This is a genomic window from Streptomyces sp. NPDC048644 (assembly GCF_043199105.1).
Classification (GTDB): domain Bacteria; phylum Actinomycetota; class Actinomycetes; order Streptomycetales; family Streptomycetaceae; genus Streptomyces.
Genome location: NZ_JBICVO010000001.1, coordinates 743,974 through 759,156 on the forward strand (window position 1 = coordinate 743,974; position 15,183 = coordinate 759,156).

A 15,183-nucleotide genomic window follows, 5' to 3' on the forward strand; every position below is an offset into this window, starting at 1 on the left:
TCTGTGGTCGACAACGCTGCCAGTGACGGCAAGGACGCTCCCCCGAGGCAGGGTTGGCGCGCACGTACCGCACTTCTTACGTTAGGCGCCTTCGCGGTCGGTACCGATGGATACGTGATCGTCGGCCTGTTACCCCAGATCAACAACACGCTGCATGTCAGCAGTGCCGCATCCGGCCAGTTGGTGAGCGTCTTCGCCCTGGTGTACGCGATCCTGTCACCGGTTCTTGCCGCGGTTACCGGCAAATGGCCGCGGCAGCGAGTCCTCGTCGCCGGACTCCTCCTGCTCGCGGCAGGAAATGCGGTGACCGCTCTCGCAGACGATTACGGACTCGTGCTCGCCTCCCGGATCCTGGCGGGTTCCGGTGCCGCACTGTTCACCGCGAGTGCGGTGGCCACAGCCGCGTACCTGGCTCCCGGTGAGCGGCGCGGGAGCGCCATCGCCATGGTGACCGCGGGCTCGACGCTTTCCCTGGTCCTGGGCGCTCCGCTCGGTACGGTCATCGGCAATCAATGGGGCTGGCACGCGGCGATCTGGTTCATCGCCGGCATCGCCGGCGTTGTCGCCGCCGCCGTCGCCACCCTGCTGCCCAACATCAGCGTCGGTCAGGCCGTCCCGCTGCGACAGCGCCTTGTCCCGCTCGCCGACCGGCGAGTGCTGAAAGTCCTCGCGGTCACGCTGTTGGCGTTCGTCGGCATTTTCCTTCCCTTCACGTATATGAGCGCGATCTTCGCGCCCGCGACCGGTGGCAGCCAGGACCGGCTCGCTCTGCTGCTGATGGTCTTCGGCATTGCCGCGACGGCTGGAAATCTGACGGCCGGTCGGCTGGCCGACCGGTTCAACGCGCGGATCGTTGTCGTCCTCGCCACCCTGTGCATCACCTTGGTGTTCCTGACCATGCTGGCCGCGCGGGGAACCTTCACCCTCGTGGTCGTCCTGGAAGCGGTGGCCGGCTTCGTCTGCTTCTCGGTCATCGGACCGCAGCAGCATCGCATCATCGACTACGCGCCCGAAGGCGGCGCCCCCCTCGTCACCTCGCTCAACCTGTCCACCGCGTACCTGGGGAACTTCGCCTCCAGCGTTCTCGGTGCGGTCATCCTCTCCACCGCCAGTTCCGCGGCCTTCGTACTGCCGGTGGCCGCGGCCTTCGCGCTGGCCGCATGCCTGATCGCCATGTGGACCGCGAGGTCATCAGGAGTTACCGGCGGCAATCCCGCCGAGGAAAACCGCAGCGCCACAGCGACTGCGAAATGATCTCGCCGGCGACCTGCCGGCACAACCGAAGACGATCGAGAAACGGGGATAAGTGTTATGGCCAGCGTATCGATGCAAAGAGTTGAGGCCGCCGGAGTGCCGGTCGGCTACTTCACTCAAGGAACGGGACCTGAGGTTCTCCTCATACATGGTGCCGGCGGGCATCCCGAGTCGAGCTTTGCCAATCTTCTCGACCATCTGGCAAAGGATCGAAGGCTGATTGTGCCGGGCTACTCGGGCAGCAGCTTCACCCCCCTGCCCGAAGATGGCGAATTGAGCTTCGAGTTGCTGGCCGACCAGATGATCGAGGTGCTGCGCGCGACCGCACACGGCCCGGTGGACGTCATCGGGTTTTCCACCGGTGCGGGCATCGCCTCGGTCATCGCGGCGAAAGAGCCGGAGCTCGTCCGGCGCATGATTTTCTGCGGTGGATTCATGCACTACAAGGATCCACGGCAGCGCATGTTCATCAGGACCTGGCTCAAGCTCGCCAAGCTGGACGCCAACGGGTTCGCCGACTACTCCACCATCCACGCGCTCTCGGATCGCTATCTGGATTCCATCAGCGCAGACGAACGGTTTCAGATACGAATCGGCTTGATGCCGTCCGATGGGCTGGTCGCCCTGTGCAAACTCGTGAACGACATGGACCTCAGCGGATACATGCCGAAAATCACGTGCCCCACACTCGTGGTCGCGCCGACGGGTGATCAGCTGATTCCGAACCGGTATGCGCGGCAGCTGCGGGACGCGATTCCGGGCAGCAAGTACGTCGAGCTGGACTCGGGTCATCTGGTGGCCGTGGAAAAGCCGAAGGAGCTGCTCAAGATAATCGACGAGTTCCTCGGTCAGCGTTCTTGACGTCCGGGGCCGGCTGCACGAAGAGAGCCGGCATCGCCCAGGCGATGCCGGCCTCCTCGGTCACGCCGCCGCCCTCTGCTGCTCCACACGCTCCACACGGCTCCTCCAACTCACCGCACAGGACACGGTCTTAGAAATCTCTTAAACCCCTCGACTATCTCTGCACCATGGATTCCGAGACCACTCACAGAAGCGACGCGGGCACCGGGCACACCGGACCGGCCCGGCGGCCGGGCCCGCGCCTCGGCCGCCGTGCGACGCGCACGCTGGCCGCTTCCCTCGCACTGGCCGCCACCGCCTTCGGCGTCGCGGGTTGTGACAGTGCGGCGGCCGGCACCGTCGAGGGGCGGCACGTCGAACTCCCGGTGAGCGGCGGTACGGCCGTCGTCGACACCGGTTCGCTCGCCGTCACCGCACACGCCGACGACGGGCGGACGATGGCGCTGTCCGGCCCTGCCGCCGGCGACCTGGGCGCGCCGGGTCCGGTGCGGCGTACGGCTGCGGGGGCGCGCTGGAGCTATCCGGCGAAGGGGCTGAGCGTGACCGCGCGCGCCGATCACGGACGGCTGCGGATCGCGCTGCGCGCGGACCGCGACGGGTCGGTCACCTGGCCGGTGACCGGTACCGATCCGTCCGCTTCGTCCCTCCAAGTGCCGCGCGGCGAGGGCCTGGACGTCCCGGTGCGGGACGCGTTCTGGAACTCGGCCAAGGGCGGCCTGGCGGGCAGCACGGTCGACATGGGTGCCGATCTGGCCCTCCCCTTGTGGGGCTACAGCCTGGGCGACTCCGGTGGCGGGCACGGTGTCAGCTATCTGACCTCCACCGACATCGGTACGTCCCTGCGGTTCGCCTCCGCCGGTGGCCGGCTGCGGACCACGGCCTCGCACGCCTTCGACGCCGGCGACGGCACCCGTGCGTACGAGGTGTCCTTCGCACTGACCGACGGCAATCCGGTGGCGCCCGCGGCCGACTACCGTGCGCTGCTCGCGCAGCAGGGGAAGCTGGGCAGCCTGCGCGAGAAGATCCGGAAGAACCCGGCCAACGGCAAGCTGCTCGGCGCCTTCCACGCGTACCTGTGGGGTGACGCGCGCACCGCGGACGGAGTCGGGCGGCTGAAGAAGCTCGGCGTCGACCGGATGTGGCTGGGGTACGACGCAGGTCCCGGGCCGATGGACGCGGCGGCGGTGCGGGCGGCGAAGGGCGCGGGGTATCTGGTCGGCCCGTACGACTCGTTCGCCAACGGGCAGGATCCGAAGACCGCGGACAGTCCCACGTCCGTGTGGCCGGGCCGGGTCTATCCGGACTTCTGTGTGCGCCGGGCGGACGGCTCACCGGAGAGCGGTTTCCACGGCCGTGGCTGCTATCTCAGCTCGCGGGCGTTCGAGAAGGCCGAGCCGAGCAAGCACTATCTGGCGGACCGTACCCGGGCGATGGTCGCCAACGGCGCGGACAGTTACTTCCTGGATGTGGACGCGACGGGTGAGCTGTTCCGCGATCACGGCGCGGGCCACCGGATGACCAAGGAGGACGACCGCGCGATGCGGCTCGCCAGGATGCGGCGGCTTTCACAGCATCTGGTGCTGGGGTCGGAGAGTGCGCAGCCGTGGGCCAACAAGGTGCTGGCGTTCGACCACGGCGCGGGTACGCCGGTCGCCGACGGGCTGTGGAAGCTGGAGCGCGACAAGGAGGCGTGGGGCGCGTACTACCCGGAGAAGGCCCCGAAGTTCTTCTTCAAGCCGGTGCGGCTCCCGGCGGATGTGGCCACGGCGATGTACGACCCGAAGTACCGGGTGCCGCTGTACGAGACAGCGCTGCACGGTTCGCTGGTGAACGCCGAGCGCTGGGAGCTGTCGTACGAGAAGCTGCCGGCGCAGAAGACCACCAGGGCGCTGCTCGCGATGCTCTACAACACCCCGCTGAACTACGTGCTCGACGGGCCTTCGCTGAAGCGTGACGGCGGTGAACTGGCGTCGTTGCAGCGGTACTTCTCGCCGCTGCACCGGGCGGCGGGCACCGAGCGGATGACGTCCTTCCGGTGGCTGACCGGTGACCGGACGGTGCAGCGGACGGTGTTCGGTGACGGCGCGCTGACGGTGACCGCCAACTTCGGGGACGCGGCGTACCGGGGCCTGCCGGGTGGCTGTGTGGACGCGCGGCTGCGCGGGGACGAGGCGCCCCGGCGGCTGTGCCCGGCGCGGGCCGGGGGCTGAGGCGGGTCCGCGGGGCCGGACGGTGGCCGGACGGTCAGGCGTCCGTCCGGCCCGCGGTCTCCAGGTAGCGCAGCACGGCGAGCACCCTGCGGTGTTCGGTGTCCGAGGGCGGCAGGTCGAGCTTGGTGAAGATGCCGGCGATGTGCTTCTCGACCGCGCGCTCCGTGACGGTCAGCGCGGCGGCGACGGACCGGTTGCTGCGGCCCTCGGCCATCAGCGCCAGCACGTCGCGCTCGCGCGGGGTGAGGCGTTCCAGTGCCTGGGCCCGGCGGCTCGCCTTGAAGAGGCGGCCGACCACCTCGGGGTCGAGCGCGGTCCCGCCGGCGGCGACGCGTTCGAGTGCGTCGGTGAACTCGGCGATGTCCACCACCCGTTCCTTGAGGAGGTAGCCGACGCCGGCGAAGCCCTCGCCGAAGAGCCGGTCGGCGTAGGCGGTCTCCACGTACTGGGAGAAGATCAGGATCCCGGTGTCCGGGTGGTCGCAGCGCAGCGTGACGGCGGCCCGCAGGCCCTCGTCGGTGTGGCCGGGCGGCAGCCGGATGTCGATCACGGCGGCGTCGGGGCGGTGGGCGGCGACGGCGTCGAGCAGGGCCGCGGCGTCCTGGACTGCGGCGGCCACCACCACCCCGCGCAGGGCGAGGAGTTGGGCGAGTCCTTCGCGCAGGATCGCGGAGTCCTCGGCGATGACGACGCGCACGGCAACCTCTATGTCTGTGATGTCGGTGGCGGGCTGGGGAGGCGGACGGTGACCACCGTAGGGCCACCGGCCGGGCTGTCGCAGGTCAGTGTCCCGTCGACGGTACGGATCCGGGTGCGCAGGCCGGTCAGTCCGCTGCCCGCGCCGGGGAGCGCGCCGCCCCGCCCGTCGTCGTGGACGGAGAGCCGCAGCGCGGCGGGGCCGGTTTCGGTGCGGACGTCGATGGTGACGCGGTCGGCGCCGCTGTGTTTGACGGCGTTGGCGAGGAGTTCGGCGGCGCAGAAGTAGGCGAGGGTTTCCAGGGCGGGCGGCGGCCGGTCGCCGATGCGGGTGGTGACGGCGACGGGCAGCGGGCAGTCGGCGGCGAGCCCGGTGAGGGCGGCGTCCAGGCCCTGGTCGAGTACCGGCGGGTGGATGCCGCGGACGAGATGGCGCAGGTCGGCGACGGCCTGCCTGGCGTTGCCCTGGGCGGTTTCCACGGCCGTCAGCAGCCGGTCGCGGTCGGCGTCCGCGGTGATCAGTTCGCGTATCAGGGTGAGGTGCATGCCGAGGCCGACGAGCCTGGCCTGGGTGCCGTCGTGCAGGTCGCGTTCGATGCGGCGGAGGGTGGCCGCGGCATCGTCGACGGCCTGCGCGCGGGTCTCCTCCAGGGTACGGATGCGGGCGCCGGCGGCGTCCGGGCCGAGCAGGGTGCGCAGCAGCAGGCGGTGCGGGGCGGCTGCGGTGCGCAGCAGCCGGGGCGCGGCGGCCAGCAGCAGCGCTCCCGCGGCGACCACGACCGTCCACCGGGGCCAGGTGTCCAGTTGCACGCCGTGGATCTGGACCGCCACCTTGCGTACGGATCCGTCGGCGTTGCGCAGCGTGGAGTAGTTCCAGTGCTTGATGACCGGGTGGGCGAGCATCAGCAGGCCGTAGACGTAGCCGGCCACCGCGGCGAGCAGCGGTGGGAGTGCGGTCAGCGGGGCCAGCAGGGCGCAGCCGACGGCCCGCCAGCCGGCGCGGTCGGCGAGCTGTGCCCTTCGCCAGCCGAACGCACCGGCTCCGGTGCGCCGTTCGGCGGGCGCGATCACGGCTCCCAACAGGCGCCTGGCCATGGCCCGTTGGAGGTCTCCGACGGCGAGCGCGGCCCGTACGGACAGGGCGAGCAGCCAGGGCCCCGCGGCCGTCCAGGACAGCGCGCCGCCCAGGGCGAGCCCGGCCGGCACCAGCAGCAGGCCGAGCAGCGCCACCGGCAGCGCGAGCAGGGCGTGGAGCGCCCCGGCCAGCGCGCGGGGCGTGAACGGCGCGGTCAGGAGCGTACGGGCGGCGCGCAGGGCCGCGGTCGGGCGGGGCATGGGGGTCAATGTAAGCGGCGGGCGCGGTCGTGGGCGGGGCCGCGGCGGGTGCGGTCCCGGCGGGATCTCACCGGGGCCTCACAGGGGCGGCGCGGGGCCGCTGAGGGCAGCGTTCCGCACGGGAAACAGCGGAGATGCCGGCGGGTAACAGCGGCGGCGCACGCTGGCGGCACGGCGTCGAAGGGCCCGGCGGACCGCCGGGGACCGGGCGCCCCGCCGTTCCCTGCGCCTCACCGATGGAGGGTCTCGACCATGGCCGCAGCCGCCCACCGCCCGGACACCGCAGCGCCTGCGACCTGCGCCGCGACCGCCCGTGGCCTGCCCGTTCTCGTCCTCGTCGGCCACGGCATGGTCGGCCAGCGGTTCCTTGAGGAGTTGGCGGAGCGCGGGATCACCGGGCGGATGCGGGTCGTGGTGCTGTGCGAGGAGCCCCGCCCGGCGTACGACCGGGTGCAGCTGACGTCGTACTTCGCGGGCCGCTCCCCCGATGATCTCTCGCTCACCGCGCGGGACTTCATGGCGCGGCACGGCATCGAACTGCACCTGGGCGACCCGGCGACGGCGATCGACCGGGAGGCCCGTACGGTCACCGCGCGCTCCGGCCGCGTCGTCGGCTACGACACGCTGGTGCTGGCCACCGGCTCGGCCCCGTTCGTGCCGCCGGTGCCGGGCCGGGACAGTGCGGGGTGTTTCGTCTACCGCACCGTCGACGACCTGCTCGCGATCGAGGAGTACGCCAAGAACTCCCGTACCGGCGTGGTCGTCGGCGGCGGGCTGCTCGGTCTGGAGGCGGCGGGCGCGCTCAAGGGCCTGGGCCTGCGCACCCATGTCGTCGAGTTCCACCCCCGGCTGATGGCGCTCCAGGTGGACGAGGGCGGCGGCGCCGCGCTGCGCAGGACGGTCGAGGAGCAGGGCCTGGAGGTGCACACGGGTGTGGCGGGCACGGAGATCGCGGCGGGCCGGGACGGTGCGGTCACCGCGATGGAACTGTCGGACGGTTCGCGGATCGGGACCGATCTCGTGATCTTCTCGGCGGGGATCAGGCCGCGTGACGAACTGGCCCGCGCCTGCGGCCTGCCGGTCGGCGAGCGGGGCGGCATCGACGTCGACGGGCGGTGCAGGACCTTCGACCCGGCCGTCTTCGCGATCGGGGAGTGCGCGCGGGCCGCCGACGGGCGGGTCTACGGCCTGGTGGCGCCCGGCTACGACATGGCCCGTACGGCCGCCGAAGCCATCGCCGGTGCGTCATCAGGGCCTGCCTTCACCGGGGCGGACGTGTCCACCAAGCTGAAGCTGCTCGGGGTGGACGTGGCGTCCTTCGGCGATGCGCACGGCGCCGCCGAAGGCTGCCTGGACGTCGTCTACTCCGATGCCCGCAGCGGCGTCTACAAGAAGCTGGTCGTCGGGCCCGGGGGCGAACTGCTGGGCGGCGTGCTGGTCGGCGACGCGGAGGCGTACGGCGTGCTCCGCCCGCTGACCGGCAGTGTGCCGCCGGTGCCGCCCGAACAGCTGGTGCTGCCCGCGGGGCTGACCGCGGGCGGCGGCGCGGCGCCGGGTCCTGCGGCGCTGCCCGACAGCGCGGTGCTGTGCCACTGCCATCACGTCACCACGGGGGCGGTGCGCGCCGCCGTGTCCGAGGGGTCCTGCGGTGGGGTTCCCGAAGTCAAGAAGTGCACCAAGGCCGGTACCGGTTGCGGCAGTTGCGTCAAGGCGCTGACCGCCGTGGTCAACGACGAGCTGGCCGCTTCGGGAGCCGTCATCGACACCGGGCTGTGCGGCTGCTTCCCGCACACCCGCGCCGAGCTGTACGAGATCGTCCGCACCCTGCGGCTGACCTCGTACGCCGCGCTGCTTGAGTCGCACGGCCGCCCGGCGGCCAGGGGCGGCGACGGCTGCGAGGTCTGCAAGCCGGCGATCGGTTCGATCATCGCCTCGCTGGCTCCGTCCGTGGGCGCGGGCGGCTACGTCCTGGACGGCGAACAGGCCGCCCTTCAGGACACCAACGACCATCACCTGGCCAACCTCCAGCGCAACGGCTCGTATTCGGTCGTGCCGCGGATACCCGGGGGCGAGATCACCCCGGAGAAGCTGATCGTCATCGGCGAGGTGGCCCGCGACTTCGGCCTCTACACGAAGATCACCGGCGGCCAGCGGATCGACCTGTTCGGCGCCCGCGTCGACCAGCTCCCGCAGGTCTGGGCGCGTCTGGTGGCGGCCGGCTTCGAGTCGGGGCACGCCTACGGCAAGGCGCTGCGCACCGTGAAGTCCTGCGTCGGGCAGACCTGGTGCCGCTACGGCGTCCAGGACTCCGTCCGGATGGCGATCGGTCTGGAGCTGCGCTACCGGGGCCTGCGGTCGCCGCACAAGCTCAAGTCGGCGGTCTCCGGCTGCGCCCGCGAGTGCGCGGAGGCCCGCGGCAAGGACTTCGGTGTGATCGCCACCTCGCACGGCTGGAACCTGTACGTCGGCGGCAACGGCGGCGCCGAACCGCGCCACGCCGACCTGCTCGCCCAGGACCTCTCGGATGCCGAACTGGTACGCCTCATCGACCGGTTCCTGATGTTCTACATCCGCACCGCGGACCGTCTGGAGCGCACCTCCGCCTGGCTTCAGCGCATCGAGGGCGGGCTCGACCACGTACGGGACGTCGTCGTGCACGACGCGCTCGGGCTCTGCGACGAGCTGGAGACCCTGATGGCCGCGCACGTCACCCACTACCGCGACGAATGGGCCGAGACGCTCGCCGACCCCGAGCGCCTCGCGCGCTTCGTCTCCTTCGTCAACGCCCCGGACGCGCCGGACCCGACGGTCCGCTTCGTGCCCGAACGCGACCAGGTCAAGCCGGACCCCACCCTGCTGGCCGGCCCGACCCTGCCCGTACGCACCCTGGAAGGGACCTCCGTGTGATGCCCGTACCGACGCCGCGCCCCACGACACCGCACCCGCCCGCCGAAGCGCCGCCTGCCGCGGTGGTCGAGATCCACGGTCCCGACGGCTGGTTCGCGGTCTGCCCGCTGTCCCGGCTCCTTCCCGGACGGGGCGTGGCCGTGCTGCTGCCCGACGGCGGCCAGGCGGCCCTCTTCGTCGACCGCGCGGGCCGCCCGTACGCGCTCGGCAACCGTGATCCGTTCACCGGCGCGCACGTGCTGTCCCGCGGCCTGACGGGATCGTCGGACGGCCGCCCTTTCGTCGCCTCGCCCCTGCTCAAGCAGCGTTTCGACCTGGTGTCCGGGGTCTGCATCGACGATCCGGACGTCTCGGTCCCCGCGTACCGGGTGCGGACCAGGGAGGGGTGACCGGCAACCGGACGTGCAACTCTCCGGTTGCACGATCCTTCGCGGCGTGCCAGGCTCGACGTACACGCAACCCACGGGTTGCACGTCACGGGAGAGCGGCACCCAGGAGGCACTCATGAGCAACACCACCGACGGCCACCACCACGACACCGACCGCATCGAACGGGAGATCAGCATCGCGGCTCCGGTGGCACGCGTCTGGGCGGTGCTCACCGAGCCCGAGCACGTCGGCAACTGGTTCGGCCAGGGCGAGCCCACCCCGGTCGACCTGCGCCCCGGCGGCCTCATGCACCTCGACCACGGCCCCTACGGCCAGTTCCCGACCACCATCGTGCGGGTCGAGCCGCCGCACCGCTTCGCCTACCGCTGGGCGAGCGGCCACCCCGGCGAGGTAGCGGTGGAGGGCAACTCCACCCTGGTGGAATTCACCCTCACCCCGGAGGGCGACGGCACCCGGCTGCGGGTCGTGGAGTCCGGCTTCGACGCCGTCGACATCCCCGAGGGGCGCACCGGCGCCTCGTACGAGAGCCACGCGGAGGGCTGGAGCGGGCAGACCGAGAACATCAGGCAGTACGCGGAGCGGCTCGCGGCATGAGCGCCGAATCCCCCCTGGACACCGTGGCGGACGTGCTGTCCGCCCTGGCGGATCCGACCCGCCGCCGGATACTCGACACCCTCGCCGCCCACGGCGAGGCGACCGCCACGGCCCTGGCGGCACAGCTGCCGGTCAGCCGCCAGGCCATCGTCAAGCACCTCGCCGTCCTCGACCGGGCCGGCCTCGTCACCGGCCACCGGGAGGGCCGCGAGGCGCGCTACGCCGTGCTCCCCGCCCGCCTCGGCGCCACCGCCCGCCGGATGGACCGCATCGCCGCCGACTGGGACGGCCGTCTGTCCGCCATCAAGCGCCTCGCGGAGTCGGCACCCGATCCGGACGAGCCGGGCGCGGCGGGCGGCCCCGGCACCGGGGCGGCGCCCTGACGGCGGCCGGCCTCAAGCACTGCGGCCCCAACTGCCCTGCCTCCAGGCCACATCCCCGGGCGTACGCTGGATCCCCCCCCCGACAGAGGAGTCAGGCGTGCCCCGGTGGACCACTCGCCAGATCCCGGACCAGACCGGCCGCTGCGCCGTCGTCACGGGCGCCAACAGCGGCATCGGCTATGTCACCGCCCGTGAGCTGGCCCGCAGCGGCGCCCGCGTCCTGCTGGCCTGCCGCAACGAAGCGCGCGGCAGCGCCGCCCTGGACCGGCTGCGCACCGAAGTACCCACCGCCGAGGCGGAGTTCCGCCCCCTCGACCTCGCCGACCTGTCGTCGGTACGCGCCTTCGTTACCGGACTCGACACCTTCGACCGCAGCCGCCTCGACCTGCTCGTCAACAACGCCGGTGTGATGGCGCTGCCGTACCGCACCACCGCCGACGGCTTCGAGATGCAGCTCGGCACCAACCACCTCGGCCACTTCGCCCTCACCGGCCTGCTGCTCCCCCGGCTGCTCGCCACCCCCGGCGCCCGGATCGTCACCGTCTCCAGCTTCCTCCACGTCCTCGCGAGCGTCGACCCCGACGCGCTCAACAGCAGCCGCACCTACCATCGTTGGGCCGCCTACGGCCGGTCCAAGAGCGCCAACCTGCTGTTCGTCCACGAGCTGGCGAACCGGCTGGCCGCGGCCGGATCGCAGGTCGTCGCCGCCGCCGCGCACCCCGGCTACGCGTCGACCAACCTTCAGACCACCGGCGCCAGGATGGCGGGCCGCAGGTCCGTCGAGCGCCTGATGGAACTGGGCAACCGCATCGTCGGCCAGCGCCCGGAGGGCGGCGCACTGCCCACCTTGTGCGCGGCCACCGCCCCGCACGTGAAGCCGGACGCCTTCATCGGCCCGCGCGGCGGCCTGCGCGGCGCCCCGGCCCCGTCCCCGCGCGCCCCCTGGACCACGAACGACGCGCTCTCCGCCCGCCTGTGGACCGCGTCGGAACGCCTCACCGGCGTCCGCTACGACTTCTCCGCGCCCGCCTGGCCCTGACCGCGGCGCCCCGGCCCGGACGCGGGCCCGCCCCCGCACCGCGGCGGACCGCGCTGCGCTTCCCGCTGCCCCCGGGGTAAAGTGGGCGACTTCAGCAGTGGACACGACGAGGAGGTGAGACCCATTACCGCTGTATCAGCCGGGTGCTCTCACCTCGCGACCGTGCGGTTCACCAGGCAGAGGTGACCGGGAGAGCGCCCTTCGGTACCCCGAAAGGCCCTCATGTCCGTGCGCCCTTCTCCCGTTTCCGCCTCGCCCGCTTCCCGCACCGCCGCATCCCCCGCCTCCCCGTCACCCCGCCCCGCCGTCATCGCCCGGCTGCGCGCCGCGGGCTGCGTCTTCGCCGAGGACGAGGCGGAACTGCTCCTGTCGACCGCCCGCACCCCCGCGGAACTCGCCGCCATGGTGCGGCGCCGCACGGACGGCCTGCCGCTCGAACACGTCCTGGGCTGGGCCGAGTTCTGCGGCCTGCGGATGACCGTGGGCCCCGGCGTTTTCGTGCCCAGGCGCCGTAGCGAACTCCTCGTCCGGCAGGCGGCTGCGCTCGCCGCGCCGGGCGCCGTCGCCGTCGACCTGTGCTGCGGATCGGGGGCGCTGGGCGCGGCGCTCGCCGCGCGGGTGCCGGGTGTCGCACTGCACGCCGCGGACATCGACCCGGCCGCGGTGCGCTGCGCCCGCGCCAACGTCGCCGCCGCAGGCGGCCTGGTCCACGAGGGCGACCTCTTCACGGCGCTGCCCGCCGCCCTCCGCAGCCGGATCGACGTACTGCTGGCCAACGTGCCGTACGTCCCCAGCGAAGAGGTCGGCCTGCTGCCGCCGGAGGCCCGTGAGCACGAGCCGCTGGTGGCGCTGGACGGCGGCACGGACGGGCTCGACGTCCTGAGACGGGTGACCGCCGCGGCGCCGGCGTGGCTGGCGCCCGGCGGGAGCCTGCTGGTCGAGACCAGCGAGCGGCAAGCCGACCGGGCCGCCGCCCTGTTCGCGGGCGGCGGTCTGACCCCCCGCTCGGTGACGTCCGACGAGCTGTACGCCACCGTCGTCATCGGCACCCGGCCGGGAAGGCGCCCGGCGGACCGGTGAGAAGCGGGCCGGGGGCGCGGGCGGGGCGCCCGCGCCCGTAACCGGCGTGCCAGGGGGCGGATTTGCACGGTTGCCATGCGTTCTTCACGTGCGTACGGCACAGTGGTCGGGCACCGTACGTTGATCGACGATCACCGATGAGCAGCACGGCAGGGGGCGAGGGGCCATGACAGGCACAGGCACCGGCACAGGTATCGGCAGACGACGGCTGCTGGCCGCGGGCAGCGGCCTCGCGCTGACCGGCGCCCTCGCCGCCTGCGGCTCCAACACCGGCCGCGGCGGCGGAGGTTCGGGCCCCGGGCTGAGCCAGTGGTACCACCAGTACGGCGAGAACGGCGTCGAACAGGCCGTCAAACGCTACGCCGCCGCGTACCGGAAGGCGCAGGTCGCCGTGCAGTGGCGGCCGGGCGACTACGACCGGCAGACCGCGGCGGCGCTGCTGACCGACTCGGGTCCTGACGTGTTCGAGGCCAACGGGCCGCTGCTGGACCAGATCCAGGGCGGTCAGGTCGTCGACCTGACCGCTGAGGTCGAGCCCGTCAAGGACGACTTCAACCAGGCGGTGCTCGCCCCGAAGATCTGGCAGGACAAGATCTGGGGCATCCCGCAGGCCATCGACATGCAGATGCTCTACTACCGCAAGAGCCTGCTGAAGGACGCCGGGCTCCAACCCCCGCAGACGCTCGACGCGTTGGTGGACGCGGCGAAGAAGCTGACGACGAAGAAGGCCAAGGGCCTGTTCCTCGGGAACGACGGCGGTGCCGGGATGCTGGGCGGCACCCCGCTCTTCGCCGCCGGTCTGAGCCTGATCACCGAGGACGGCAAGGTCGGGTTCGACGATCCGGCGGCGGCCAGGACCCTCGGCAAGATCCGCCAGCTGTACGCGGACAAGTCGCTGCTGCTGGGGGCGCCCACCGACTGGTCCGACCCGTCGGCGTTCCTCCAGGGCCTGACCGCGATGCAGTGGTCGGGGCTGTGGGCGCTGCCGCAGGTCGAGAAGGCGTTCGGCGACGACTTCGGGGTCCTGGCGTTCCCGAAGGACGGACCGGACGGCCGGCCTTCGGTGCCGGTGGGCGCGTACGGCGCGGCGGTCAGCGCCCGCAGCGCACACCGGGCGCAGGCCAGGGATTTCGCGAAGTGGCTGTGGGTGGAACGCACCGATTTCCAGCAGGACTTCGCGCTGTCGTACGGCTTCCACATCCCGGCCAGGATCTCCCTGGCGAAGAAGGCGGAAAAGCTGCGGAAGGGCGCGGCGGCGGACGCGGTCCGGTTCGCGACGGACCACGGCTCCGCCGAGCCGCTCCTGTGGACGGCCGCGTCCCGTACCGCCTATCAGGACGCGCTGAGCCGCATCATCAAGGACGGGGCGTCTCCGGAGAGCGAGCTGAGGACCGTAGTGCGCAAGGTCAACGCCGAGCTGGCGCGGGTCAGGAAGAAGTGACCGTCAAGACGACGGGTGCGGCGGCGGGCGGTCCTGCCGCCGTGGCGCGTCCGGCGGGCGCCGCGAAGGGCCCGCGCCCCGCCCGCTGGCTCGGCCCGCAGCGCCGCACCCTCTGGTTCTGGGTGTTCGTCGGCCCGTTCGCGCTCGGGCTCGGCCTGTTCACGTACGTGCCGCTGGTGTGGAGCGTCTACCTCAGCTTCTTCGACGCGCACAACACCGTCAGCCCCACGGACTTCGTCGGCGTCGACAACTACACGTCGATGCTGACCGACCCCGCGTTCCTGTCGAGCCTGGGCACGTTCCTGCTGTTCACGGCCTTCATCGTGCCGGCGACCTACGTGCTGTCGCTCTCCCTGGCGCTGATGGTCAACCGGCTGCGCTTCGCCCAGGCGTTCTTCCGGTCGGTGTTCTTCCTGCCGACCGCCTGCTCGTACGTCGTGGCGTCGCTGATCTGGAAGCTGTCGCTGTTCAACGGGGTGCGGTTCGGCCTGGCCAACACCGTCCTTGGCTGGTTCGGCGCCGATCAGACCGCGTGGCTTTCCACCACCGACCCGCCCTGGTACTGGCTGGTCATCGTGACCGTGCGGCTGTGGCTCCAGGCCGGTTTCTACATGATCCTGTTCCTGGCCGGGCTCCAGCGGATCTCCCCGCAGCTGTACGAGGCCGCCGCGGTGGACGGCGCGCGGCCCGGCTGGCAGGTCTTCCGGCACCTCACCTTCCCGCAGCTGCGCGCCACGTCCGTGGCGGTGGTGCTGCTGCTGGTGATCAACTCTTTCCAGGCGTTCGACGAGTTCTACAACCTGCTCAGCGATTCCCGCGGCTACCCGCCGTACGCCCGCCCGCCGCTGGTCTACCTCTACTACACCGCGCTGGGCCGGGACCAGAATCTGGGGCTCGGCAGCGCGGGCGCGGTGATCCTCGCGCTGATCATCGCGGTGGCGACCGTCGTCCAGGCCCGCTGGTTCGGCCTCGGCCGCAAGGAGGAGTGACCGC

The 15,183-nt window shown here is 72.0% G+C and carries 13 protein-coding genes; 11 read left to right on the forward strand and 2 right to left on the reverse strand.

Annotated elements, in window-relative coordinates:
- Window positions 1-3 precede the first annotated feature (3 nt).
- The 3 genes from ACGFNI_RS03360 to ACGFNI_RS03370 all read left to right on the forward strand — a co-directional run bounded on the left by ACGFNI_RS03360 (window position 4) and on the right by ACGFNI_RS03370 (window position 4,325).
- Window positions 4-1,254, forward strand: a complete 1,251-nt coding sequence (locus ACGFNI_RS03360) for an MFS transporter (protein ID WP_393680103.1) — start codon at window positions 4-6, stop codon at window positions 1,252-1,254.
- 57 nt (window positions 1,255-1,311) lie between these two features.
- Window positions 1,312-2,115, forward strand: a complete 804-nt coding sequence (locus tag ACGFNI_RS03365; protein WP_393680105.1) for an alpha/beta fold hydrolase — start codon at window positions 1,312-1,314, stop codon at window positions 2,113-2,115.
- Window positions 2,116-2,282: 167 nt separating this feature from the next.
- A complete protein-coding gene (locus tag ACGFNI_RS03370) occupies window positions 2,283-4,325 on the forward strand; it encodes a glycoside hydrolase (RefSeq protein ID WP_393680107.1) in 2,043 nt (680 codons plus the stop codon).
- Between the two features lie 34 nt (window positions 4,326-4,359).
- Here the strand turns inward: ACGFNI_RS03370 and ACGFNI_RS03375 are convergent, their stop codons facing one another.
- Both ACGFNI_RS03375 and ACGFNI_RS03380 read right to left on the reverse strand, forming a co-directional pair.
- Entirely contained in the window at window positions 4,360-5,022 is a 663-nt protein-coding gene (locus ACGFNI_RS03375; protein WP_393680109.1) for a response regulator, read from the reverse strand.
- Between the two features lie 8 nt (window positions 5,023-5,030).
- Complete coding sequence (locus ACGFNI_RS03380; RefSeq protein WP_393680111.1) at window positions 5,031-6,356, reverse strand: sensor histidine kinase; 1,326 nt, start codon at window positions 6,354-6,356, stop codon at window positions 5,031-5,033.
- A gap of 252 nt (window positions 6,357-6,608) precedes the next feature.
- On the opposite strand from ACGFNI_RS03380, the gene nirB reads away from it, so the two are divergent.
- The 8 genes from nirB to ACGFNI_RS03420 all read left to right on the forward strand — a co-directional run bounded on the left by nirB (window position 6,609) and on the right by ACGFNI_RS03420 (window position 15,179).
- Window positions 6,609-9,263, forward strand: a complete 2,655-nt coding sequence (nirB, locus tag ACGFNI_RS03385; RefSeq protein ID WP_393680112.1) for a nitrite reductase large subunit NirB — start codon at window positions 6,609-6,611, stop codon at window positions 9,261-9,263.
- A complete protein-coding gene (nirD, locus tag ACGFNI_RS03390; RefSeq protein ID WP_393680114.1) occupies window positions 9,263-9,652 on the forward strand; it encodes a nitrite reductase small subunit NirD in 390 nt (129 codons plus the stop codon). The genes nirB and nirD overlap by 1 nt, the downstream gene beginning before the upstream one ends.
- 115 nt (window positions 9,653-9,767) lie before the next feature.
- Window positions 9,768-10,247 carry an SRPBCC family protein gene (locus ACGFNI_RS03395; protein ID WP_393680116.1) on the forward strand — a complete coding sequence of 160 codons (480 nt, stop codon included), beginning with the start codon at window positions 9,768-9,770 and terminating at the stop codon, window positions 10,245-10,247.
- Window positions 10,244-10,630 carry an ArsR/SmtB family transcription factor gene (locus ACGFNI_RS03400; RefSeq protein ID WP_393680118.1) on the forward strand — a complete coding sequence of 129 codons (387 nt, stop codon included), beginning with the start codon at window positions 10,244-10,246 and terminating at the stop codon, window positions 10,628-10,630. Before ACGFNI_RS03395 ends, ACGFNI_RS03400 begins: the two co-directional genes overlap by 4 nt.
- A gap of 97 nt (window positions 10,631-10,727) precedes the next feature.
- Complete coding sequence (locus ACGFNI_RS03405; protein WP_393680120.1) at window positions 10,728-11,669, forward strand: oxidoreductase; 942 nt, start codon at window positions 10,728-10,730, stop codon at window positions 11,667-11,669.
- Between the two features lie 222 nt (window positions 11,670-11,891).
- On the forward strand, window positions 11,892-12,749 hold the full coding sequence (locus ACGFNI_RS03410; protein ID WP_393680122.1) for a putative protein N(5)-glutamine methyltransferase: 858 nt from the start codon (window positions 11,892-11,894) through the stop codon (window positions 12,747-12,749).
- 166 nt (window positions 12,750-12,915) lie between these two features.
- Window positions 12,916-14,190 carry an ABC transporter substrate-binding protein gene (locus ACGFNI_RS03415; RefSeq protein ID WP_393680124.1) on the forward strand — a complete coding sequence of 425 codons (1,275 nt, stop codon included), beginning with the start codon at window positions 12,916-12,918 and terminating at the stop codon, window positions 14,188-14,190.
- A 41-nt stretch (window positions 14,191-14,231) separates the two neighbouring features.
- The gene (locus ACGFNI_RS03420) at window positions 14,232-15,179 is read left to right on the forward strand and encodes a carbohydrate ABC transporter permease (RefSeq protein ID WP_393680344.1); all 948 of its coding nucleotides are present in this window, start codon (window positions 14,232-14,234) and stop codon (window positions 15,177-15,179) included.
- Window positions 15,180-15,183 lie beyond the last annotated feature (4 nt).